Source organism: Pseudomonas sp. S1_G07, assembly GCF_054668565.1.
Genome location: NZ_CP162778.1, coordinates 1,241,229 through 1,264,189 on the forward strand (window position 1 = coordinate 1,241,229; position 22,961 = coordinate 1,264,189).

Consider the following 22,961-nt stretch of genomic DNA (forward strand, 5'->3'; position numbering starts at 1 on the left):
CAAAGCCGGGTAAACTTGCGAAATGGAAGCCAGGCAGAAGGAGCAGGCTGGAATCATTTGACAAATGAGCACTACTCCGCAGTGAAAAATAAGAGTCAGTTTACTGTTCCCCAAGATGAGTTACGTCAAATTTTGCAAAGCAAAGAGGTTGTAAGCACACCAGTGACTAAAGTGCTGCCTAGCGCAGATGGCCCAAGGTTTGTACGGGAGGTTGACGTAGGGAAAAATATTGGGACGGATAAATTTAATAATTTTTCCCCAACGACGAAAATGAGCGTGCTGACAGATGAGGCTGGAAATTTAGTGTCCGCATTTCCTGGGGTACTCAAATGAAACTTATAGGCAGTGTGACTGAGGCTAAAATTAGAGAGACGCTAATTTATTCAGCATGCTACATACTTAATAATGTAGTCGTTTTGACCTTTCTTGAGGGGATGTTCGGTCCGATTTCGTCTGCCTATGTGCTTAGCCACACACCCGACCAAGGGGAAGACTTTTACGTGGTTCTGGTAAATGGCTCTGTTGTAGTCAATTTTGAGCTGTCTCGAAGCTGTGAAGATGCGAAGCCTGAAAACTTCGTCACTATTGAAGTTGAACAGTATCGTAAAACTTTACGAGGTCGTAATTCTCTGTTGAAGCTAGCCATTGCGATGGAATTAGCGGCGGAGAAGTAAGTAAAGCAACGGTCCAAAAGCGACAGGCGAAGTCGGCCCAAGTACTGCTAAAGGTGTAGATGTTGTTGCCAACCAAGGACCTAAAGAACTTCAGTTATTAGCTGATTTTTCAAATGGGCGAAAAGCATTTGAGCATTATGCCAAACATTCTCAAGGGGTCATACTGGGCGGAAAGGGTAAAGCAACAGCGAAGCCAGATGGTGCGGATGTACCAGAATTTACTTCGTTAGACTCTTACGTTAGTGCCGCACGATCTTTTTGGTCTCCCGCTGCTCGCGGAGGAGTAATGCAAGGAACTCGGGCAGATGGCTCCATGCTTAGATTCGAACCGGCGACTGGATACTTTGGTGTTATGAGAGGAGGGAAAATAAATACGTTCTTTAGGCCAAGCGGTGATGCTGCCGCACAGCTAAAATACTTCAAGGATCAGTTATGAAAGATGAAAGTATATTTGAACTATGTGCGAGTATTTTAACGCGCCTTGGGTTTGGTGGTGAAAGTTTGGTGTCTTTAATTCAGAAGTGGAGGTTTTTTATTGAGGAGTGCAAAGATGGATATCGTTGGGATTATTCTGAATACCTTAATGATATTAGATGTAGGTCCTTGCTGCAGCGATTGCTAGAAGAGCCAAAAATTTCTAGCGCAGATGAGTTTAAAGAGATTTTTTATGAGCTGGCTTGCCTTGATGATATGTTTAAGAGTCTGCTGCAGCCCGACCTTTTTATAAGGGCGGGTGAGAAATGGTGGGAGAGAGGTGTATTGATTCGTGCAGGAGAAGAATATTGCTTTTATATGAAAGCTGCGCACGGAATTATGGTTGAAAATATAGGTTTTTGAACACAAAGTAAAGCGGTCCAAAAGCTACTGGTGGCGCTGCTGGAAAGGTAGATGATGTTGCAGCTCCATCGTCTAAACCTGAATGGTTGCAACGGCTTGATGCGGGTAATGAGTTTAATAAGGTACAGTCTAAAAACTACCCGAATAACGAAGTATATATTCAGCGACCTGACGGGAATGGCTATTATCGTGTTGATTCGTATAATCCCATAAAAGGCGAAATCGTCTCTCGTAAATTGACACAGCTTTCTGAGGTTTCAGAGGCGACAGCAAAGAGCTACATAAATGAGGCCATTACGAAATACCCTTCTGGTGCGACCATTGCGAAAGTTCCATCTAGTGGGTCTTTGGGTGGTCAAAAATTGCAAGGTACTGTTATTCTGGAGGTTCCTCCACAGAATGGAGTAATTCCAAAAGCCATCTTGGACTCTGCCAATAAAGCAGGGGTTTTAATTAGAGATACTAATGGGAAGGTGTATTGATGGAGCTACCTATTTATTATTGTAAAACTTGGTTTCGGATGAAGAAGTTTGCGATAGAGCCTATGGATGAATCTCTGGCGCATTCTAGGCATCTCTCGGGTGAGTCATATACGGCTCTCATTGGCTCGGACTCTGCGCCATCTTGCTTTGTTGAGTTCTCCATAGATAAAGGAATGGTTGGTGTCGGTTTTTTAGATAAAAAATGTCGTGAGTACCTGACCTACCAATTTCAAGTAACAGATTCGGATAACTTATTTTTGACTATGGCGACTCATCGTGAGTTTGAAGGGGATGGAGACGAGGTCATAGGTGGGGAGTCCTATATTTTCAATGAGGAAGGCGGTCTTGTTATTAGGCGAGAAAAATTTAATCCTCATGAGATTGAAGAGGCTAGATCAAGTTTCGAACCGTCTCGAAATTATGAAAAAATTCCCAAGTTTGGTTGTTACTCTAATTTAACAAAAGCTGATAGATGAAACAGGCAGGTGAGTTCCATTATAAATTTTAAGGGGTCTGAGTTGATATGGCACCGGCCTTGCGCCGGTGTTTTTGCACCCTGTCTGCACCCTTTTTGCCGCCTTCTTGCATCCTATTTGCATCCTTTCTGCAGTCAAGTTGCATCCCTTTTGCACCCACCCTGACGACCTACGGTCTAGCTGCTCAATACGCCCTTTTTGAGCATGATTTTTCGCTCCTTAACAGGAGCAAAATCTCAATACACAACACGCACCTCTAGAAAAGGGGACAGATTTATTTAATTGATGTGCTGTGTTATTTAAATAAAACTGTCCCCTTTATCTCTGTGCTGCATAAGTTTGTGAAAATCTCGAATTTGATCAGCTGCATGAGGTTTGAAAATTTATTTAACTGAAAGCTTTGCCATTTAAGTAGGTTGGTCAACTTTTTCGCCTATTTGCTATTTTTAGGGAGCCTCATTAATGACTAAATATAAGCTTGAATTTCGACATAGACCTAGTGTTTCAGAGTCTATCGAAGAAAGGCATATAAATTTTTTGAAGGCTATAGGCGACTTAGGCGTTCCATGGAATTTGAACGGTCCTCTTGAAGTTCCATCTATTGGCAGTGAGTTAGTAGTTTCAGTCTCCTTGGATAAATTACTTCCAACCGGTGTTAAAGGTCGAATTTCATATGCTCTGCGTGACAAGAAGCACCTAGAAGACGACGCGCAGTTTGATGATACGCTCTTTATTGAGTTTTCACGCTATAAGGTTAATTATTCGGATTTGTTAAAGGTTGTTTTCCCGAGGTATGTCAAGACATTTGGTTCCTATCGCGCGGTTTTGCATGATTGGGATATTACGAGAGGCGATTGGCCCTTAGTATTAGAAGCCTGTGATGCTACAAAGAAAGACATTAATGGGAGAGACGGCGTTTTCCGTATAAATGCAGCAAACTATTTCGATAGAGAACTGTGTCTTCGCGCCTTTGGAAGGGATCCAGCACAACTTGTTGAATTGTTGAGTGGTTATGTGGAAGAAGTGCGAGAGTTTGAAGGAGGTATCTTGATTGTGATCAGCTATATCCCGATTTCTACAGCCGAGTTAATCAGTGTGGGTGGTAGACTGAGGGAATTAATGGTTTGATTTTTAGTTTGGCCAAGGTGGAACGTGAAATGTTGCTCTAATTGGGTTTGGTTGATGATAAAGGGGATTGACTTATTTAGTTTTACTGCTCACGCATAAAGCGGGCGACACTACGGCCGCCCGGTTTCACTCAGGACGGATCAGCATTAAGCCTGCGACTGATAACATCCAGCAAATCACACCCATCGCGCAGCGGAATGGCCAGCAAATGGGCGAAGTCTGGGAAGAAAAGGGGACAGATTTATTTAATTGAAGTGCTGTGTTATTTAAATAAATCTGTCCCCTTTTTGTTTGTTAGTGGATCGATTAAAGAACATGCGGAACAAGTCCATATACCTCTGAGCGAGTATAAAAAATGGAAAGGCTGGAACTCTCCGAACTAAAATTTCCTAGTATGAGGGAGGAGCTTATCTCATACTTGAGCGGGTTATCGGACATTGACTATCAGTACCAAGCTTGGGTAGAGCGGTCATCGCCGGATTTAGGTTATGACGAGTTTAATTACACAGTACATTTTTTGTACGATGATACAGGATTGGCTGAAAATGCTTCCGATTGGATTGGTTTGGTCCTGAAGGATGAAAAAGAAGCAATGTCCGTTGAAAGCATGGTAAATGCACTTGACGTCATTTTTGATAAGTATGGTACTGGACTTTCTGACAAGGAATATTTGGAGAAAGAGGAATGGTTGCGGGTTGTTAGTGTATCTAAGGGTGCTTTAAATGTTCTGCTTTCAAATAGACAAAAAGAGAGCAGATTTATTTAAACTGGAAGATGGGACGGATTTATTTAAATGGTCTGAGTTAAATAAATCTGTCTCGCATGGTATTGTCTCGACTGGCATTAGATGTCGACACAAAATGAGGTGCAAAAGGGCCAGGCCAGATCGTTGTGCGCAGCGATAACGATTTCAGAGGGAAAAGGGGACGGATTTATTTAGGCGTGGTGTTAGTTTGTGAATTATTAAATAAATCTGTCCCCTTTTTCGTCCGAAAGCACTACGGCGTCGCTGCTGAGCTGCTCGCGGAAGGCCAGATTTTCCAGCAGTTGGGTAACGACCTGAATGCGGTGCACGGCGGCGTCGTGAAGGACGTCGAGGGGCGCCTGGGTGTCGATGAGTAGGGCGGGGACGGTGCAGTCGTGACCGGTTAGGGGCATGTATCGATTCATCATTAAGCTCTCTATTGATTATTGAGGGCTCGTTCTTCGGGTCGCCAAACCCGGTGGCGTTTTGAGCGACGGCCGGTCTATAAGCCCCTCACCCAAAACCGTGCAAGGTATCAGGGTGATAGCATAATGCCTCATGTTGTGCCTTCCACTGCCGACACACCGGCGATGCACAGGCGCATCAAAAACCTGAACCGGCCTTCGCCGGCGTTTTCGAAACCCCCCCACCGCTACCCACAAGGAAGAAATACATGATCAAGTTGTTCTGCAAAGCCGCTGTCGTTCTGTCCCTGGCCACGCTGTTTGGCTGTTCTTCGACGCCGTCGGTGGAGAAGATGCAGGCTGACGTGGCGAGCTATTCGTTGCCCAAGGCTGCCGTGGCCGATAAGGGCCTGGTGTACGTCGTTCGTCCTAGCAACGTTGGGATGCTGGTACGGTTCAATGTGTTCCTGGATGACAAGGAAGCCAACTCGGAGATGGGTTACAACCGCGGTAACCAGTACATCTATTTTTTCGTGACGCCGGGCAAGCACGTGATCAGTTCCAAGGCTGAAAACTGGGCGGACATGCCAATCGACGTCAAGGCCGGTCAGGTGGTTTACCTCAAGCAGGAAGTCGAAATGGGCTTCGCCGTGGCGCGCAACAGTCTCAAAGTGCTGAGCGATCTGGAAGGCCGCTATCTGGTCAAGGATGCGTCCTTGGGCACCATTGCCAAAGAAAGCAAATGAGTTAACACGTTGGGTGCCGGCCGGGCCCGAGGCTCTGCCGGCAGTCGCTGTTCAACGGCAAACATTAAAGGACTGATGTGAAAAACCTCCTCTTCATCCTTCTCACCACCCTCATCCTCGGCGGTTGCGTCAGCCACCCTCTCACTCCCGAAAACCGTGCGCAGATCAAGACCGTTAAAGTTCTGCCCGTGAAGTGGGAAAGGAACATGGTGTACTTCGGCCGTGAGCAAGCCTGGGGCGCGGCCCTGGGGGCTGGGCTTGGTGCGGGCGTTGGCATGGCCAGCGGTGCATCCAAGGTGGGTACCGCGGCGTTGACCGGTGCCGGTTTTGCAGGCGGCATGAAGCTCGGGCAGTTGGCTGAGATGCCGACGCCCATGGCCATTCTGACGGTGATGGAGGCGGAAAAAATCGATCTAGGCGTGTTGCTCAAGCAGGGCTTTATCGATGCGCTGGGCAAGACCTCAACGCTCAAGGTGGTGGGCGACGACGAGCCCGCCGATGCGCAGATCCAGCTGACCGTGGCCGAATGGGGCTTTCGCCTCACTCAAGGTTTCAGCAGCGTGATTTACCCCACCCTCAACGTGCTGGCGCAGATGAATCGCGGCGATGAAATGATCTGGCGCACCAGCGAGGCGGTCACGCCGTTCAATGGCGAGAATGTCTACGGCTATACGCCGCTCACCTATCGCACCGACCCCGAGGCATTGCGCCGGGCGCTCACCGGTATCACGCAGATTTCCGCGCGTTATCTGGTGCAAGAGCTTAAGTAGGCATCCGCTTGATCAAGGACTTTCGATGAAACCCGCAAAACTCTCTCTCCAGGCCTTCCTGATGGCCTGCCTCATACCCGGCTGGGGCCTGGTGTATGTGGGCCGCACGCAGTGGGGTATCCGGGTGGCGGCGTTGTTGCTCGGCGGGGTCGCGCTGATGGGCGCCTTGGGGGTGGTCACCACGCCACTTGGGCTGTATGCCTTCTTCGCTTTCGTCATCACGGTCAAGCTGACCTCTGCCATGGTGTCCGCCGTGTTGGCCCGTCGCTACAACGGCCCGCCCAATGTGCCGCGTAAACGTTTCCATGCCCTTTACGTCGGGGTGGTGCTGATCCTGGTGCTGATGCTTGACGTTTTTCGGGTGCCGTTGCTGGGCTTCAAGAACTATTACATTCCGTCGGGCTCGATGGCTCCGACGCTGTCCGTTGGCGACTTCATCATGGCGGACCTGCGGGCAGGCGTGCCCACCGTGGGGGATATCGTGGTGTATCGCTGGAATGGCACTGAGGCGGTCAAACGGGTGGCGGCCATTGGTGGTGACACGCTGGCCATCGTCAATGGCGAGGTGATCCGCAACGGTGAGAACCTGGGTTTGTTTCACGCACCGGCTGAGCGCGTCAAAGGCCCTGAGTCGCTGACGCTTGCACCGGTCAAGGTCGAGCCGGGCCACGTGTTTTTGCTGGGTGATAACCGCAACAACAGCAACGACAGCCGCTTCATGGGCCCGGTCGCGCTTGATGATGTGGTGGGCAAGGTCACCGGCATCTGGTTCTCGAATGAGCGGGCGCGCATCGGGACGACGTTTCCATGAGCCTTTCGAGCATGGGATGCCGGATCGCCCAGTGGCTGTGCCTGCTGGTGATGTTCGTCAGCGCCACTGCATTCGTCCTGGGCAAAAAAAGGGGACAGATTTATTTAATTGAAGGGTCAACTCGGCATCGGCAACACATTGACGGATTAGGAAATACACCATCCGATCGGGATGAGCTGCGTGATTTCTGCTCACCAGAACAGCATCCTCAATGCCAACGTGACCACAACCATATTGAAAACTGACTCCATCCACTGGTCGCCCTTCTTTAACGCAAACTTCGCGCCGGCATTTGCACCCAATAGCGTGCCAATAATTAGGCAACATCCGTACTGCCAGTTAATGATGCCGCTGACGCCGAAAATTATTAGTGAACCCACAGAGAGCACTAGCCCGCCGACTTTTCGGGTACCCACCGATTCACTGATGGTTTTTCTGAAAAAGATAATGAATAAATACGTCGAAAGTTTGGCTTGTCCACCGAATAACCCGCCGATCATTCCTACTGGGATAAAAAGGATATAGCCAAACAGACGCCTGATCGCTGAGGGAGGTGTTTCGTCGCTACGAGGTTTTTTTATCAGGGATAATGCGACGAGCATCAATGTCAGGCCGCCAATTACTTTGTGCAGCAGCGCGGGATCTATTTGAAGAAGAAGGCTCGCTCCTCCCAGAGCCCCAACCAGCCCCAACGCCGCAGCTGGAAAGGCCAGCGCATAATCGACCTTTCCCTGATTATGGAAGTGCCGTAGTCCGGCAACCATAGTGCCTACCGAGGCCAAGCGCGCTGTGGCGATCGACGACTGAGGCGGAATCCCCAGCCAGATCATCACCGGGACGGTTAAGAACACACTTCCACCGGTGTTGGTCCCGACGAATCCCGTTATTATTCCGAGGAAAACCAGGCCGACGCCCGTCAACCACTCATGACTCATCATGTTGAGGTGCTCGCATAAGATTCAAAGCGCGGTTTACTCGCTCAAGTAAGCAGGGTCTATCCAGTGATAGCAATTTCTGTTTCGGGAATTGGCGGTCACATGAAGCTTTGCGGTATGTACGAAGCTGTACTCGCCGATGATCGGGCGCCGTCGATCAAAGGCGTCGCCCAACTCTTTCGAAACTATGCTCGACCTGTTTATGCGGTTAGCACGTTGAGCCTGCCCGATACGCTGCTGGCCTGCGCGCAAGCACACTCAGCCTGCCTATTTGCAAGCCCTGGCGCCCTGATACGTCTACTCGCTTAAGCTCACGCCTATCTGGAGCGACGGCTCCGGCCCTGCTTACATCGACTATTGGTCGACGAGGCTGGCGACCATCGCTCATGTGTTTGCCTGGGTTGCCGATACGCTGATGGCTCAGGGCCATCTTTTTAATTGCCCAGCATTTATGGACAGCGCAGCTGCTCTAAAAAATCAGCTGCTTGGTGTCGGACTTCTGCGTCGGCGCCCGCTATACCCGCCAGGCGTCCAGTGGTTTTGAGGCTGATGGCGTCATGCTCAAAGCGCGGTATGCGTTTAACCGATTTAACCCGTTACTGTAGGAGCTAGCGCGTTCGCTCCTACCCATTGCTTGGACCCAAGGAAGCTTTCAATGAAATTGCATCGTTTGTTTATTTCGCTCGCTGCGCTGATGACCTGTACCAGCAGCTTCGCCGCGGCGCCTGCCCTGCAAAGTTTTCTCGCCTGCGACCAGAACTCTCTGGCGGTGGTGAACCAGCCAGGGCTCAAGGAACGTGTTGCCCATAAGGTGGCGAACGGCAAGATCACGCTCAGCGGCGGCACACAATCCGATATGGGCCAGCGCTGGATGTTCGACACGCCACTGACGCTTGACGGTATGACCTTGACCGGCTTTTTCGCCGAAGACCAGGACCTGATGGGCTCGCGCATCATCGGCTGGGGTTTCTACACCGAGCAGGCGCCCGACGCGCTTTACGCACAGCTGAGTAAAGTACCGGGGACGGAGTTGGAGAAAGCCAACGGTATCTACGCGCGTGCGCAGATCTGGTCGCACAAGCAATCAGCCTGGGTACCGGAGGGCGGCGATGACAACGCGGGCAAGCTGGTCACCGATACGGCCGAACGCATCTTGATGGTCGAGCCCGCACCCAGTGACCTGGCCAAGACCAGCAAAGGCATGATCACCTGTTCGGTTCAGGGTGCGGTGAGCGCAGCGATGCTCAAGACCACTCGACCTGACCTGATCAAGTGACCTGACGCCGGCAACAATACCGCGGGCATGCTGAATGCCTGTGGTGTTCTCTGGTTTTTCGCGAGCAAGCTCGCTCCTACAGGGCGCCGGTTACAGCAATTTGCGCTGCACCGCCTCGTCCAGCGTACTGCGCGTCAGCGCTTCCACCACTTCCCGCGTATCCGCCTGGAACGGGATGCCCACGATCAGCAGCAGCTGTATCCAGGTGCGCACCGATTCGCTCTTTTTCACTCGGCCCAGCTCTTTGCCATCTTTGTCTTTGAACACCGTTTCCAGGGTGAAGGTGTTCTTCGCCGTGGTCGGGATGATGGCGAACGTCGCGCCGCTGATGATAGTCAACGCCATGTTGAACTGTTCGTTGTTATGCAGCGTGGCGTCCACGTAGATATCCGAGTCGACTTTGTCGGTGCTCACCCGCGAAAAGCGGTTGGACGCGTGATACGAGTCGACCACGGCCTTTTCCCACAACGCCACCGGGGCGCCGACTGCTGCGTTGCCCGGGCCGCCGTTGACGTGGTTCTGCGCCGTGGTGTGCACGTACGCCGTGGGCTTTTGCGCCGGGGCGTTGGCGGTTGGCGGCCAGGGTTGTACGGCAGGCAGTTCGTGCTGCGAGTAAGACACGCAGCCGGTCAGCAGGACCGCGGCGAGTACCAGGCTGTGTTTGATCAATCCTTTCATGCAGTGCTCCTTGAGATTACGGTTTGGCCAGGTTGGCGGTAGCGGTGTCGAGCAGTTGCCCGACCAGTTTGGTCAGCTGTTGGCCGCCCATCGAAGGCGCCCAGTATTGGCCGCTGTACAGCCCCACGTTGTGTTCGAAGATGATCGAGTCCTTGGCCTTGGCCAGTTCCTTGCCGTTGCGATCGATGATCACCAGGTCGCCGGCCACCTCGAAGCTGTCCACGTAGATCGGGCCGTTGACCCAGATCCAGATGGTCAGCGTCAGCAGTGCACCGGGCACGTATGCCGGGTGCGGCGCGCGATGGCCCTTGAGGGCGGTCATGTTGAATTTGAGCGTGACGTCTTGCTCGCCCAGGCGCACCGGGTATTCGGTGACCTGCTTGAAGTAACCGGCGGTACGCACGTACTGGGTGATCTGCGCCGTCAGGGAGCTGCTGATGGCCGCCTTGTTGGCCTCGTTGACGTCGGCGGCGCTCACCGTCACATCGGCGACTTGCGCGCTGCGCGGGCTGCTGGCTGCGACTGGGTGGAGCGGGGCGGCGATAGGGCCGGTGACGGTGTAGGACACGCAGCCGGTCATCGACAGCGCGGCGAGCAGGGCCGTAGCCCGGAGCAGAATTTTAAACACGCAATATCCCTATAAATGAACAAGCCAAGTTACTGTTTCGACCCGTGGGCGAAGAACTTGAGGGAATGTGCGCCACCGCACGCCAACCGACGAAACACCTTGAGAAGCGCCCTCAACCCCGTAAAATGCCGCGACTGTTTAAAGCACGATACTTTTCAGGGATGAATTCAGACATGCGCGTGTTTGCCGTATTCCTCGCCGTCTGCCTACTGGCCGGCTGTGCCTCCAAGCCGGACTACTACATTTCCCCGGCACCGGTGACTATTCCCAAGACTGCCACCTACTGGCTCGACAATTTCGATGTTGAGGTGGTGGGCAAGAGCGAGCGGTTTTTGCCGGATGACAAGGTTCGCCAGCAACTCGGTATTGACCTGGTCGACCGCTTGCTCAAGGCCAAGCGTTACGCCACCAGCAAGGCCAGTGCCGACTATTTGCTGGATGTGAACGTTGTCTATACGCGGCGTATCCAGAACAGCCAGGTCGGGTTCCTGGCCCCTGCCGTCGATGACAACTCCATTCTTGCCAGCGTCGATTTCAACTACCAGGTCAAGGTCAAGAAGGCCGGCGCCGAGGTGCTGCATTTTTCCCAGGTGCGCCAAGGGCTGATGCCCGCCGGGTATCGGGGCAACTGGGAGAACATGAAGACCGTGGCTGGCGCGCTGACCAACACGGGCAACGCCAGTGTGGAGCGGTTCTACACCGGGGTGTTGAGCCGCTTTATCGTCGACGACTTACGCAACATTCCTTCCCGCTAGCGTTACCTGCCGCACTCGATTTCCCACTTAGGAGCACCTCGTGAAAACACTGTCCAAAATCCTGCTGTCCGGCCTCACCGGCGCAGCGCTGCTGACCGTGGCCGGTTGCGCCACCGAAAGCAACCGCGCCATGCCAGTGGAGCAAGTCGCCAGCGCCCACGTCGCCTATTCCGGCGTGCGCGTGCCAATCGCCGTGGGCAAGTTCGATAACCGCTCCAGCTACATGCGCGGCATCTTCTCCGACGGCGTCGACCGCCTCGGTGGCCAGGCCAAGACCATCCTCATCACCCACCTGCAGCAGACCAACCGCTTCAGCGTGCTGGACCGCGACAACATGGGTGAAATCTCCCAGGAAGCCGCGATCAAAGGCACCGCGCAGAAGCTCAAGGGCGCTGACTACGTGGTAACCGGCGACGTGACCGAGTTCGGCCGCAAAGAAACCGGCGACCGCCAGCTGTTCGGCATCCTCGGCCGTGGCAAGACCCAAGTGGCCTACGCCAAAGTCGCGTTGAACATCGTCAACATCAGCACCTCCGAAGTGGTGTATTCCACCCAGGGCGCCGGTGAGTACGCGCTGTCCAACCGTGAAGTGGTCGGCTTCGGCGGCACCGCCAGCTACGACTCCACCCTCAATGGCAAGGTCCTCGACCTGGCCATGCGCGAAGCGATCAACCGCCTGGTCGACGGCATCAACGCCGGCGCCTGGAACCCGCGCAACTGATCAGCAACCTCTCAAGGAGCAGTACACGGATGAGCAAGGCAGTGAAGTTGGCGCTGACGCTGACAGCAATCGCGCTGGTAACCGGGTGCCACACGGCGCCCCAGCCCCTGTATCAATGGGAAAGCTACCAGCCGCAGGTTTACGAGTACTTCAAGGGCGAGCCCAAGGAAGCGCAGGTCGAGGCCCTGGAGCGCGATCTGCAAAAGATCAACGCCAGTGGTCGCAAAGCGCCGCCGGGTTTCCACGCGCACCTGGGCATGCTGTACCTGAGCATGGGCAAGGATGACCAGATGGTGCAGGAGTTCCGCACCGAGAAAGCGCTGTTTCCCGAGTCCGCTTCCTACATGGACTTTCTGCTGAAAAACGCCAAGACCGGAGTCGCCACCAAATGAGCCTGTTGAAACTCACCGGCGCCCTGCTGGCCCTGGCTTTGCTCGGCGGTTGCGCAGCCCCCAAGACCATTGATTACACGGCATACAAACAGGCACGACCGAAGTCGATCCTGGTCCTGCCACCGATCAACGAGTCGCCGGAAGTGCAGGCCTCGTACAGCCTGGTCTCGCAAGTGACCTACCCGCTGGCTGAAGCCGGCTATTACGTGCTGCCGATTGCCCTGGTGGACGAAACCTTCCGCCAGAACGGCCTCACCACCGCCAACGACATCCAGGGCGTGCCGCCGGCCAAGCTGCATGACATCTTCGGTGCGGACGCCGGGCTGTACATCACCGTTACCGAGTACGGCACCAAGTACATGCTGATCTCCAGCGACACCGCGGTGACGGCGTCGGCCAAACTGGTGGACCTGCGCACCGGCACCACGTTGTGGACCGGTTCGGCGCGGGCTTCTAGCGAAGAAGGCAACAACAACGGCGGCGGCCTGGTGGGCATGCTGATCACCGCAGCGGTCAAGCAAGTGATCAACAGCTCCACCGACGCGGCGCATCCGATTGCCGGTATCACCAGCGCACGCCTGCTGTCGCCGGGCCAACGCGCCGGTATCCTGTACGGGCCGCGTAACCCCAAGTACGGCACCGACTAGGGGCAATAGCCTCGGCTCTGGAATCACTGAGAGCCAAATGTGGGCTTGCTCGCGAAGGCGGTGGATCAGCCTATGGATGTATTGGCTGACACTCCGCCTTCGCGAGCAAGCCCGCTCCCACAATGGATGGGTGGTGTTATCCACATCTGCGTTTAACCCGAATCCTGCACAGCTTGCGTCTGACCTTGTGAACGGATCATTCATTCACGAGGCTCAGCCCATGTCCTACTCTCTGTTCTGCCTGCGTCCTGCTGCCCAAAGCTTTGCGGTTACCGTGCTGGTCACGCTGGCCGGGTGTGGGCTGTCGTCTTCGCCGGAGTTGGCCAAGCCGGCCGAGTCCGAGCCCGTCGCCGAGCTGCAAAACGCGCCACCCCAGGGCGCTTTGGTCAAACGCATGGCGATGCCCGTGCCGATGCGTCTGCAGGAGTCCGCAACCCTGGACTACCGCAGCGAGCCTCGTGAGCAATACGCCAACCTGCCGGACAACCCGGTGCATCGCGCGGCCGAAACACCGGTCTCCACCTTCAGCGTCGATGTCGACACCGGCAGCTACGCCAACGTACGACGTTTCCTCAACCAGGGCCGCCTGCCGCCCGAAGGCGCCGTGCGTCTGGAGGAGATGGTCAACTACTTTCCCTACAGCTACGCCTTGCCCACCGATGGTTCACCGTTTGGCGTGACCACCGAAGTCGCGGCCACGCCGTGGAACCCGCGTACAAAGCTGCTGCGCATCGGCATCAAGGCCTCCGACCGCGCCGTGGCGCAGCTGGCGCCGGCCAACCTGGTGTTCCTGGTGGACGTGTCCGGCTCCATGGACCGCCGCGAAGGTTTGCCGCTGGTGCAAAGCACGCTGAAATTGCTGGTGGATCAACTGCGTGACCAGGACCGCGTGTCATTGGTGGTGTACGCCGGTGAATCCCGCGTGGTGCTCCCGCCCACCTCCGGCCGCGACAAGGCCAGGATCCGCAGTGCCATTGATCAACTCACCGCCGGCGGCTCCACCGCAGGGGCGTCCGGTATTCAACTGGCCTACCAGATGGCCCGCGAAGGCTTTATCGAAAAGGGCATCAACCGCATCCTGCTGGCCACCGACGGTGACTTCAACGTGGGCATCAGCGACTTCGACAGCCTCAAGCAGATGGCCGTGGAACAGCGTAAGAGCGGTGTCTCCCTGACCACCCTGGGCTTCGGTGTGGATAACTACAACGAACACCTGATGGAGCAACTGGCCGATGCGGGCGACGGTAACTACGCCTACATCGACACCCTGCGCGAAGCCCGCAAGGTGCTGGTGGACCAGCTCAGCTCCACCCTGGCCGTAGTGGCGCGGGATGTGAAAGTGCAAGTGGAATTCAACCCCGCCCAAGTCAGCGAATATCGCCTGTTGGGTTATGAAAACCGCGCCCTGAAGCGTGAGGATTTCAATAACGACAAGGTGGACGCCGGCGAGATCGGCGCAGGGCATACCGTGACCGCGCTGTACGAAATCGTGCCGAAGGGTGAGAAGGGCTGGCTGGAACCGTTGCGCTACGCCGCCGCGCCTGCGGCTGAAGGTCAATCCGCTGAGTTGGCGATGCTGCGCGTGCGCTACAAGCCTGCCTCGGGCGGTGACAGCCAACTGATCGAGCGCCCCATCGCTAACGTGTCCGCCAAGGCCAGCGACGACCTGCGCTTCTGCGCCGCCGTGGCCGCGTTCGCCCAACAGCTCAAGGGCGATGGCCGCTACACTGGCAGCATGAGCTTGAAAGACACCGCCGCACTGGCGCGCTCGGCCCGGGGTGACGACCCGTTCGGCCTGCGCAACGAATTCGTGCAACTGGTGGAAGTGGCCCAAAGCCTGAAACACTGATCTTAAACACAACAACGATCCAATGTAGGAGCGAGCTCGCTCGCGAAAAACTCGAGAACACCGCGGGGAGTCAGGCTTGCCGCGTTATCGTTGACGTTCTTCGCGGGCAAGCCCGGCTCCCACAGGTAACCCGCATTGATCCATCGAAAGGAGTCCGCCCCCTACATGGCCGTACCCGATGACCCACCCAGCGACGAATCCCTGCTGGCCCGCTACCGCACCGGCGACGCCGCCGCGTTCGAAGCCCTGTACGCACGGCATCGCCAAGGCCTCTACCGCTTCCTCGTGTCCTTGAGCAACAAGGCCGAACTGGCCGAGGAAATCTACCAGGAGACCTGGCTCAGCCTGATCCGCAGCAGCACCCAGCCACAAGGCCGGGCGAGCTTTCGGACCTGGCTGTTCCAGATCGCGCGCAACCGCCTGATCGACCACTGGCGCAAGCACGGCGTCCACACCCCGTTGCACGACAGCTACGATGAGCAACTGCACGCCCAGGCCGACGCCAGCGCCGGGCCCGAGCAACAACTGAGCCTGAGCCGCGACCAGGCGCGCCTCGACGCGGCCCTGCAAGACTTGCCCGAAGACCAGCGCGAAGTGTTCCTGCTGCGCCTGCACGGCGACCTCGAAGTGCCGCAAATCGCCGCGCTGATCAACGCCCCGCTGGAAACCGTAAAAAGCCGCTTGCGCTACGCCCAGCAGAAACTGCGGCGCCTGCTGGCCGAGGAGGTACCTGTATGACTGACTCCCGACACGCCCCTGACGACGAGCTGATCCAGCACTTTCGTCAACACCGCACGGGCGAACCACCCGCGTCCCTCGACGCCTTCATCCTCAACGCCGCCCGCCGCGAAGCCCCGGCACCACCACCGAACCTGTGGCAACGCTGGCTGCACGCCTGCCAACGCCCGCGCTGGCAAATGGCATTCGCCACCGTGGCCGGTGTCGCGCTGATGATCGGTGTGGTCATGCGCTCGCCAGTGCCGCAACCCGAAATCTCCACCGCGACGTTCTCCGCGCTTCACGAAGAAGCCGCCCGCCCGGCGCCGCAAGCGTTGTCCGCACCTGCGCCGATGGCGCGCATCGCCGCCGCGCCCCAGGCCGAGCGTGCGCAGGTGCAGGCTGAAATCGCAGGTGCGATGGCGGATGAGTCGAGCGCAAAACTCAGCAAGCGCGCGCCGCCGGCGTTGCCGTCGTTGGAGCAGGAGTTGCAGGCGATTGTGCGCTTGCGCGAAGCGGGTGAAAGCAAAGCCGCGGATGAAAAACTGCTGGCGTTGCACGCGCGCTTCCCTAACGAAGACCTGCCGGCGCGGCTGGAGGCGTTGCACAAGCGTTGACCCACAAAAAAACCAGACCTACCCATAACCCGTGGCGAGCGGGCTTGCCCCGCGTTGGGCTGCGAAGCAGCCCCAATAAGAGCGCTGCAGTGTGTCAGGCAGCTCCGGGGCTATGTTTTGGGGCTGCTGCGCACCCCAACGCGGGACAAGCCCGCTCGCCACAGAAACGTGTTCGCCGTATCACATCAACTGACCAGCATTGGACAAGCCCGCTCGCCACCGTGACCATAAAGCCCCGTGCTCAGCGCCGCCCTTCAACGACCATGCGCACCGCCAGGCCCGCCAGCACCGTCCCCATCAACCAACGCTGCACCAACTGCCACACCGGCTTGGCCGCCAGAAACGTCGCGATGGACCCCGCCATAATGGCGATCACCGCGTTGACGCTCACACTGATCAGGATCTGGGTAAAACCCAGCACGACGGATTGCACCAGCACACTGCCGTGGCCGGTAGGCGTGATGAATTGCGGCAGCAATGACAGGTACATCACCGCGACTTTCGGGTTCAACAGGTTGGTCACAAAGCCCATCATGAACAACTTGCGTGGGCCGTCCCTGGGCAAATCGCGCACATGAAACGCCGAGCGCCCGTCCGGCTTGACCGCTTGCCAGGCCAGGTACAGCAGATAGAGCGCGCCGCCGAGCCTGAGCGCGTCATACGCATACGGCACCGCCATCAGCAACGCAGTAATCCCCAGCGCCGCGCACAGCATGTACACCACGAAACCCAGCGCCACACCGCCCAGTGAAATCAACCCGGCCAGCGGCCCCTGGCAGATCGACCGCGAGATCAGGTAGATCATGTTCGGGCCTGGCGTGAGCACCATCCCGAGCGAAATCAGACCATAGGCCAGCAGGTTCGACAGGTCGGGCATGGGTTGAGTCCTGTAGGTCGAGCGCGTCGTTGCGCGGGTTGGATGCGCCTGATGGTAGGGCGAGCGCAGGGCGCGCGTTAGATACAGATGGGCTGACAAAACGTCATACAGGCGGCTTGTGACGATCAGGCAGTGAGACGCAACGTCTCATCGTCTCAGCGTTACCTCGCCCTGCCTGACCGGGCGCGTCTCATTCGAACGCGATACCAGCCACCCCTGGATGTCCATCGGAGCGCTCTAAGCAACGGCTGTTCAGGGGTTTTTGCCCAACTGGCACCGGCCTTGCTCTGGCTCTGGCAAGCCGCCCAGTGCGCCGCCAATGCCAACCGTTTCAAGGAGACTTCACCATGAGCCTTTCGGTCAATTCGCAACGCAGCATGCGTGCCGCTGCCCGTCTCGCCGCCTGCCGGTTGGGTGCAGATCCGCGTGCAATGGTGCGGCATCTGCGGTTCCGATTTACATGAGTACGTGGCCGGCCCGGTCTTCATCCCCGTCGACGCCCCGCACCCGCTCACCGGCATAAAAGGCCAGTGCATTCTCGGCCATGAGTTTTGTGGCGAGATCGTCGAACTCGGTGCCGGCGTACAGGGCTTCAACGTCGGCGAACCCGTGGCGGCCGACGCCTGCCAACATTGCGGCACGTGCTACTACTGCACCCACGGGCTGTACAACATCTGCGAAAACCTGGCCTTCACCGGCCTGATGAACAATGGAGCCTTCGCCGAGTTGGTCAACGTGCCGGCCAACCTGCTGTACAAACTGCCAGCGAACTTCCCGGCCGAAGCCGGAGCACTGATCGAGCCGCTCGCGGTAGGCATGCACGCCGTGAAAAAAGCCGGAAGCCTGCTCGGGCAAAACGTCGTGGTGGTCGGCGCCGGCACCATCGGCCTGTGCACCATCATGTGCGCCAAGGCCGCGGGCGCAGCGCAGGTGATCGCCCTGGAAATGTCCAGCGCGCGCAAGGCCAAAGCCCTGGAAGTAGGCGCCAGCCACGTGCTCGACCCCAACCAATGCGACGCCCTCGCCGAAGTCCGCCGCCTCACGGGCGGGCTCGGCGCGGATGTCAGCTTCGAATGCATCGGCAACAAACACACGGCCAAACTCGCCATTGACCTGATCCGCAAGGCCGGCAAATGCGTACTGGTGGGCATCTTCGAAGAACCCAGTGAATTCAACTTTTTCGAATTGGTGTCCACCGAAAAACAGGTCCTCGGTGCGCTGGCCTATAACGGCGAGTTCGCCGACGTGATCGCGTTTATCGCGGATGGGCGGCTGGATATCTCGCCGCTGGTGACGGGGCGTATTCAGTTGGAACAGATCGTGGGCGCGGGGTTTGAGGAGTTGGTTAAGAACAAGGAGCATAACGTGAAGATTATTGTGTCGCCGGCTCGGGTTTGAGGCGAGGGGTGAGCGCCGACCGGCGCAGGCAAAAAAGCCTCAGGTCTTTTGATCTGGGGCTTTTTTATCTCAAAGGATGGAGGAGTTGAGCGCATCCACTAAAACTAGAGGCCAGGGAAAAATCTCGAAAACCGCCATGGGGCACTGCGGTCTCAACTCACCACTTAATAGTGGCGAGTCGATCGGAGCCTCTTAATAGGAAAATAAAGAAAAGTTAGAGTCAATATGTCAAAAGTGATCTTCAATATAAGTTATCGCCTGTCTTATACCAAGTAGTTCTGTTTGAGGGCCTACCCTCAGATAAAATAGCTCCTCAGCCTTACTCTGCCCTGTAGCTTTCCATTTCAGAAAAACCGGTCTGTTACTAGGAAGGCAGACTACGGAGAATATAGATTTCTCATCAATGTCTATCATTTCGGTTTTAATAAATTCCGAGTACTCTGTGCCAATTGCCTCCCTGAAAATATTCCAGAAGTGAAGTTGGAATTTATCAGCATTAGGAAATAAATCCTTTTCAATTCCTAACGGTATTCCTTCATCGCTAACTCCGACTAGTAAGGTTCCGCCTGAAGCATTGAAAAAACCTGCCACCGTCTTCAGTACCGAGATTTCCATTTCACGGTCTTTTAGGCCGGTCCGTAAGTTTGTTCTTAGAGTTGATTTGAATTCGACAGTATCTTTTTCGCCTCCTTTAATGATGGAAAATAAACTCGCCAGTTGCTTTGCTTTTTTGTCCAAAGCTCGGTTAAGTTGCTGGGGAAGCTCAGTTATTAAATTCTCTTTTGTGACATAATCGACAGCCCCCAATCGGAGTGCCTTGATCGTCTCTGCTTGGCTACCCTCCCCGGAGACCACTATTGATGGGAGGTTGAGTTTTAACTCATTAATTTTTTGAAGGAGCCATAACCCACCCCAACGACCGGGCGGCATAGCTAAATCTATAAGTACGAGATCATAAACCTTGCCTTGTATCTTACTTAGCGCATCCTCGCCATCACCTGTGAGTTCGAAGTTTACATCTTCCATTCCTAGAACTCGCACTATGCTAGTAATCACATCCTGTTGGTCGTCAGCCCAAAGAATATTTATCATAAAAGATCCTCCATATTTTGATCTTCATAATTATATATTGAAGGCACCCAAATTTTCACAGTGGCCCCTACATCGTTGCCATTTGAAAAAGCTATGTTTCCACCTAGCTCTTTGGCAGTTAACATTACTGCCATAAGCCCTATGCCCTGCCCACTATCTTTAGATGTTTTTAGTGAGGTTCCAGATTCAAGTGCGATAAGCTGTTCTTTAGTAAAGCCTGGGCCCGTATCAGATATAATGAATTCTATTCCTTCAAGCTCCGTCTCTATCTTGTATGAAATATAAATGCTTCCAATACTACTCATCGCCTCTACGGAATTTTTTACCACATTAGTAATTAACGAGCGTAACCGATGCTCGTCAGTACAGATATTAATTTGCGAGTCGCAAGGTGTAAATATCAAATGAACAGAGTTTGGAATCCACGACCAAAGCTCACTAATCAAGGACTTAATAAATATGCTTATTTTCATTGAGGAGATATTTGCTGAACCAGTTTCTTCAGACAGGCTTTTTACTATGCGCAACGCAGCTACAGCTGTATCTAGGTGACCACTAGCTTCAGCAGCAAGTAAATACCGTTCTCGCCCAGAGCTTTTGTTTCTAGCGTGCTCTGAAGTAAAGCAATAGCCTAAAATACTATTTTTGACGTCGTGCAAAATTGAAGCTATCCGGTCATTTGCCGCTACTTCGTAGGGGTCTTTGAAATGGTATCGCCACCAGAGCTCTAAAGATATTTTCCTAATGGTATTTTTTGTGATGGAGCTTGTGTGGATCTTAAAAATTTCTTTCGATACGATTAGATTTGATATAGGTAGTATTACATTTAAGTCGCTCCATGTTGAAGACGAAAGAATGGACATTTGCCTTTCTTCTGTAAAACCGCTAATGGTTAAAAATAGCTCGCCATCCTCAATGTCAATCACAATTTTGATAATGGTATCCGGATCGCATGCATCTTTTAATATGTCAAGTAGGCACAGATGTGCCCCATCAATTTCTACAACTTTTTCAGAGAGGTCAGTTAGGCAAGTTATATTTGTTTTGCCTCGCTGAAGAAGCTCGAACTCTTCAAGGATTTCCCCAAGGCTAGTAAGGGTGATGTCTCCGCCCTTCAAGCGATAAGTAGTTGCTTCAGAAATAAAACTCTTGAAAACGACTGTGTCTCGTAAGTCGTGTGATTCTTGGAGTGGGTCTGCCTTAGATAATTCCCCCTCAAGTTGCTTAATAGTTTGGGATAGGCTTTTGAATTTGTTTGAAGTTACGTTTCTACCAGCATGACCATAGTATTTCAGTAGGTCTGCTTTGTTGATATCTGTTTTAAGGTCAATAAATTTATTGATGGAGAAGATAAAGTTTTCGAAACTTCTAAATTTTAACCCTCTGAGAAGACCAACTCCTAGAAAGTTTTTGTTTATTAGCTTTGATAGTCTGAGTGTTCCACTTTTCTCGCCTGCATTTCCCGCCAACCTAATGGCGTGCTCGAAAATCCACTTGACGTATGGTTCCTGATTAAGCTCGAACATCGGGAATGGTTCTTTGAATAGAATTGCTTCGAATAGACTTTTGTTTTTTGATGCGAGCTCAGATTCTAGTACAACATTTGGTGTTCCGTCGTTTTTTTTGGATGATTGTACCTCACCTTGTATTTTTAGTGCGTAGCTTAGATATTCTGATTCCAGTGTTATAGATGGCGTTGCAACCCGCTGTTGAATACGTGTATATACATCGGTTTGAAATTTTAATCTCAATCCTAAGAGTTGACATTTCTCTTGAAATACTGTTTTTATTGGCGCTATCTCGTCGCGTGACAAGTTCATGATTTTAGGTTTATTTATGAAGTAATCTAAAAATATTGGTATGTCATTAATTAGGCTTTCTGCGTGCTCTAAGTTTTTTCTCTGACCAAAAATAACACTCCAAATAATGCTTGGATAAATTCGGTCTTGATCGCCTGTGTTATGTTTTTTTCTCCGGGCCCTAGTAAAAGAGCATCTTTCGAAAGTAACTCTTCGTAAATCTTGCTAATGCTAGACTCGTTAACTAGTGTCCTAATTATTTCTCGAATTCCACCTGCTTTGGATAGATCGTCCACGCTGAGATTTCTAATAATGGTATCGAATGCTACCCATTCTAAAACGTTCGCTCCCAAGAAAGCCAAAACACTATTGTTTTTACCAAGGATAGAGTTTGATTTTCCAAGGTTGTAGCTTCGATGAGTTAGTGCTAGGCCAACCAGTGATAAAGACCACGCTGGAAGCATAAGCTTTTCTACAATCAAACGAACTCTACTTGAGTTTGGGGGGGGCGGCATCAACTTGGCGGCGGAAATATAATCAATTTTTTTACTGGCATTTACTGGCTTTTGTTTTCTTGGTACCCTTATGGAGTGCTTTTCAATAAACTGTCCGGCTGCCTGAAGTTCTGCTATTCGTTTAGACGGCCCGGTACCTTCTCGATGCATGCCTAAAGCATCCACCCTAACTTTGAAGCTCCGTGAGTGAGCGGGGCCTGTCTCCTCAAGCAGACTATAGGTAGGTAACTGCCTTTTAATACTCTGGCAGTATTCTTGTAGTTGTGTTTTACTATCTTTTTCGGGAACTATGTCTATTGAATTTAGCGATAGGTATTTTTCTATGAAGTCTTTGTTAAGCCTAGTAAGACCTAGGTTGTGTTGGATGGCGCCTAATAGCTGATTTGTTAGAGAGTTCGTGATTTCAATGGAGCTTTTCTCGTGAATTGGAACGCCGCTGCCAAATTTTTCTTTACCTGTTGATCTTATTTTTTTGCCTAGCTGCTCATATGCAAGAACTTTTATTTTTCGTTCTACTAAGGAGCACGCGCCGGAGGTTTTGTCAGCTGTATCTACAGATCGACAAGCTGAATACAAGCTTATTACAGATTTCCCTAACGACTCCCACGCATCGATTATTCTATCGTCCTGATTGTAGTCTTTTAATTTGTTTGAGGCGGATTTTCTGGCTGATTTGTGATGCAGCGCAGCCAGCATAAAATCATTCCGTTCAATCTCCTCAGCCAGACTCTTAATGTCATCCATGCCTATCCTGACCCTTTATAGTGAATTCGTCGGCGATATTGTTGTAGTTCTGGTAGAGCCGTAATCACGAACTAAAAATTTTGTGTAATTTTTTTCATTTTCCCATCAAGTTTTAGGCTGTCTACCTACAATCTCAAGCTGTAATCTAATCTATATTTATAGATCAATTCGATGAAATTACGTATCCCCCTTTAGGCTACCGCTAGCCTGCCAGCGAGCCGATGCCTGTTTACCTCTACATCAGCTTT

Annotated in this window: 26 protein-coding genes; 19 read left to right on the forward strand and 7 right to left on the reverse strand. The window is 53.3% G+C overall.

What is annotated here, in order from left to right; translation table 11 throughout:
- Window positions 1-329: 329 nt before the first annotated feature.
- From AB4O05_RS05730 to lepB, 10 genes are all read left to right on the forward strand, one after another.
- A complete protein-coding gene (locus AB4O05_RS05730; protein WP_460132372.1) occupies window positions 330-674 on the forward strand; it encodes a hypothetical protein in 345 nt (114 codons plus the stop codon).
- A gap of 432 nt (window positions 675-1,106) precedes the next feature.
- Entirely contained in the window at window positions 1,107-1,511 is a 405-nt protein-coding gene (locus AB4O05_RS05735) for a hypothetical protein (protein ID WP_460132371.1), read from the forward strand.
- Between the two features lie 86 nt (window positions 1,512-1,597).
- Complete coding sequence (locus AB4O05_RS05740; RefSeq protein ID WP_078482009.1) at window positions 1,598-1,993, forward strand: hypothetical protein; 396 nt, start codon at window positions 1,598-1,600, stop codon at window positions 1,991-1,993.
- Window positions 1,993-2,469 (forward strand): lytic transglycosylase, encoded by a 477-nt coding sequence (locus tag AB4O05_RS05745; RefSeq protein ID WP_082036824.1) that lies wholly within the window; start codon window positions 1,993-1,995, stop codon window positions 2,467-2,469. The genes AB4O05_RS05740 and AB4O05_RS05745 overlap by 1 nt, the downstream gene beginning before the upstream one ends.
- A gap of 462 nt (window positions 2,470-2,931) precedes the next feature.
- The gene (locus tag AB4O05_RS05750) at window positions 2,932-3,597 is read left to right on the forward strand and encodes a hypothetical protein (protein ID WP_460132368.1); all 666 of its coding nucleotides are present in this window, start codon (window positions 2,932-2,934) and stop codon (window positions 3,595-3,597) included.
- 355 nt (window positions 3,598-3,952) lie between these two features.
- The gene (locus AB4O05_RS05755; protein ID WP_460132367.1) at window positions 3,953-4,363 is read left to right on the forward strand and encodes an SCO4402 family protein; all 411 of its coding nucleotides are present in this window, start codon (window positions 3,953-3,955) and stop codon (window positions 4,361-4,363) included.
- Between the two features lie 125 nt (window positions 4,364-4,488).
- On the forward strand, window positions 4,489-4,719 hold the full coding sequence (locus AB4O05_RS05760; protein ID WP_460137754.1) for a hypothetical protein: 231 nt from the start codon (window positions 4,489-4,491) through the stop codon (window positions 4,717-4,719).
- A 380-nt stretch (window positions 4,720-5,099) separates the two neighbouring features.
- Complete coding sequence (locus AB4O05_RS05765) at window positions 5,100-5,492, forward strand: DUF2846 domain-containing protein (RefSeq protein ID WP_198140481.1); 393 nt, start codon at window positions 5,100-5,102, stop codon at window positions 5,490-5,492.
- A 77-nt stretch (window positions 5,493-5,569) separates the two neighbouring features.
- Window positions 5,570-6,262 (forward strand): hypothetical protein, encoded by a 693-nt coding sequence (locus AB4O05_RS05770; RefSeq protein ID WP_460132365.1) that lies wholly within the window; start codon window positions 5,570-5,572, stop codon window positions 6,260-6,262.
- Between the two features lie 25 nt (window positions 6,263-6,287).
- Window positions 6,288-7,073 carry a signal peptidase I gene (gene lepB, locus AB4O05_RS05775; RefSeq protein WP_460132363.1) on the forward strand — a complete coding sequence of 262 codons (786 nt, stop codon included), beginning with the start codon at window positions 6,288-6,290 and terminating at the stop codon, window positions 7,071-7,073.
- 191 nt (window positions 7,074-7,264) lie between these two features.
- Here lepB and AB4O05_RS05780 read toward each other — a convergent pair whose 3' ends face one another.
- On the reverse strand, window positions 7,265-8,011 hold the full coding sequence (locus AB4O05_RS05780) for a sulfite exporter TauE/SafE family protein (RefSeq protein ID WP_460132361.1): 747 nt from the start codon (window positions 8,009-8,011) through the stop codon (window positions 7,265-7,267).
- A 652-nt stretch (window positions 8,012-8,663) separates the two neighbouring features.
- Here AB4O05_RS05780 and AB4O05_RS05785 point away from each other — a divergent pair.
- Entirely contained in the window at window positions 8,664-9,284 is a 621-nt protein-coding gene (locus tag AB4O05_RS05785) for a hypothetical protein (RefSeq protein WP_460132359.1), read from the forward strand.
- 90 nt (window positions 9,285-9,374) lie between these two features.
- Here the strand turns inward: AB4O05_RS05785 and AB4O05_RS05790 are convergent, their stop codons facing one another.
- Complete coding sequence (locus tag AB4O05_RS05790; RefSeq protein ID WP_460132357.1) at window positions 9,375-9,962, reverse strand: hypothetical protein; 588 nt, start codon at window positions 9,960-9,962, stop codon at window positions 9,375-9,377.
- A 16-nt stretch (window positions 9,963-9,978) separates the two neighbouring features.
- Window positions 9,979-10,590: a hypothetical protein gene (locus tag AB4O05_RS05795; RefSeq protein ID WP_460132355.1), complete on the reverse strand. Its 612-nt coding sequence runs from the start codon at window positions 10,588-10,590 to the stop codon at window positions 9,979-9,981.
- 173 nt (window positions 10,591-10,763) lie between these two features.
- Here AB4O05_RS05795 and AB4O05_RS05800 point away from each other — a divergent pair, with 173 nt between their 5' ends.
- From AB4O05_RS05800 to AB4O05_RS05830, 7 genes are all read left to right on the forward strand, one after another.
- Window positions 10,764-11,345 (forward strand): hypothetical protein, encoded by a 582-nt coding sequence (locus AB4O05_RS05800; protein ID WP_460132354.1) that lies wholly within the window; start codon window positions 10,764-10,766, stop codon window positions 11,343-11,345.
- Between the two features lie 40 nt (window positions 11,346-11,385).
- Complete coding sequence (locus tag AB4O05_RS05805) at window positions 11,386-12,066, forward strand: CsgG/HfaB family protein (RefSeq protein WP_460132352.1); 681 nt, start codon at window positions 11,386-11,388, stop codon at window positions 12,064-12,066.
- 29 nt (window positions 12,067-12,095) lie between these two features.
- Window positions 12,096-12,458: a DUF4810 domain-containing protein gene (locus tag AB4O05_RS05810; protein ID WP_460132350.1), complete on the forward strand. Its 363-nt coding sequence runs from the start codon at window positions 12,096-12,098 to the stop codon at window positions 12,456-12,458.
- On the forward strand, window positions 12,455-13,105 hold the full coding sequence (locus tag AB4O05_RS05815) for a DUF799 domain-containing protein (protein ID WP_460132348.1): 651 nt from the start codon (window positions 12,455-12,457) through the stop codon (window positions 13,103-13,105). The genes AB4O05_RS05810 and AB4O05_RS05815 overlap by 4 nt, the downstream gene beginning before the upstream one ends.
- A gap of 220 nt (window positions 13,106-13,325) precedes the next feature.
- The gene (locus AB4O05_RS05820; protein WP_460132347.1) at window positions 13,326-14,954 is read left to right on the forward strand and encodes a vWA domain-containing protein; all 1,629 of its coding nucleotides are present in this window, start codon (window positions 13,326-13,328) and stop codon (window positions 14,952-14,954) included.
- A 165-nt stretch (window positions 14,955-15,119) separates the two neighbouring features.
- Window positions 15,120-15,692 carry an RNA polymerase sigma factor gene (locus tag AB4O05_RS05825; protein WP_460132346.1) on the forward strand — a complete coding sequence of 191 codons (573 nt, stop codon included), beginning with the start codon at window positions 15,120-15,122 and terminating at the stop codon, window positions 15,690-15,692.
- Window positions 15,689-16,288 (forward strand): hypothetical protein, encoded by a 600-nt coding sequence (locus tag AB4O05_RS05830; RefSeq protein ID WP_460132344.1) that lies wholly within the window; start codon window positions 15,689-15,691, stop codon window positions 16,286-16,288. The genes AB4O05_RS05825 and AB4O05_RS05830 overlap by 4 nt, the downstream gene beginning before the upstream one ends.
- A gap of 241 nt (window positions 16,289-16,529) precedes the next feature.
- Here AB4O05_RS05830 and AB4O05_RS05835 read toward each other — a convergent pair whose 3' ends face one another.
- Window positions 16,530-17,165: a LysE family translocator gene (locus AB4O05_RS05835; RefSeq protein WP_460132342.1), complete on the reverse strand. Its 636-nt coding sequence runs from the start codon at window positions 17,163-17,165 to the stop codon at window positions 16,530-16,532.
- Window positions 17,166-17,546: 381 nt separating this feature from the next.
- Between AB4O05_RS05835 and AB4O05_RS05840 the strand changes: the two genes are divergently transcribed.
- A complete protein-coding gene (locus AB4O05_RS05840) occupies window positions 17,547-18,563 on the forward strand; it encodes a 2,3-butanediol dehydrogenase (RefSeq protein WP_460132340.1) in 1,017 nt (338 codons plus the stop codon).
- Window positions 18,564-18,791: 228 nt separating this feature from the next.
- On the opposite strand, the gene AB4O05_RS05845 is transcribed toward AB4O05_RS05840, so the two are convergent.
- The 3 genes from AB4O05_RS05845 to AB4O05_RS05855 form a co-directional block, all read right to left on the reverse strand.
- A complete protein-coding gene (locus tag AB4O05_RS05845) occupies window positions 18,792-19,655 on the reverse strand; it encodes an AlbA family DNA-binding domain-containing protein (protein WP_460132338.1) in 864 nt (287 codons plus the stop codon).
- Window positions 19,652-21,475, reverse strand: a complete 1,824-nt coding sequence (locus tag AB4O05_RS05850) for a sensor histidine kinase (protein ID WP_460164847.1) — start codon at window positions 21,473-21,475, stop codon at window positions 19,652-19,654. The genes AB4O05_RS05845 and AB4O05_RS05850 overlap by 4 nt, the downstream gene beginning before the upstream one ends.
- Before the next feature lie 68 nt (window positions 21,476-21,543).
- Complete coding sequence (locus tag AB4O05_RS05855) at window positions 21,544-22,713, reverse strand: putative dsRNA-binding protein (RefSeq protein ID WP_460164848.1); 1,170 nt, start codon at window positions 22,711-22,713, stop codon at window positions 21,544-21,546.
- Window positions 22,714-22,961: the final 248 nt, after the last annotated feature.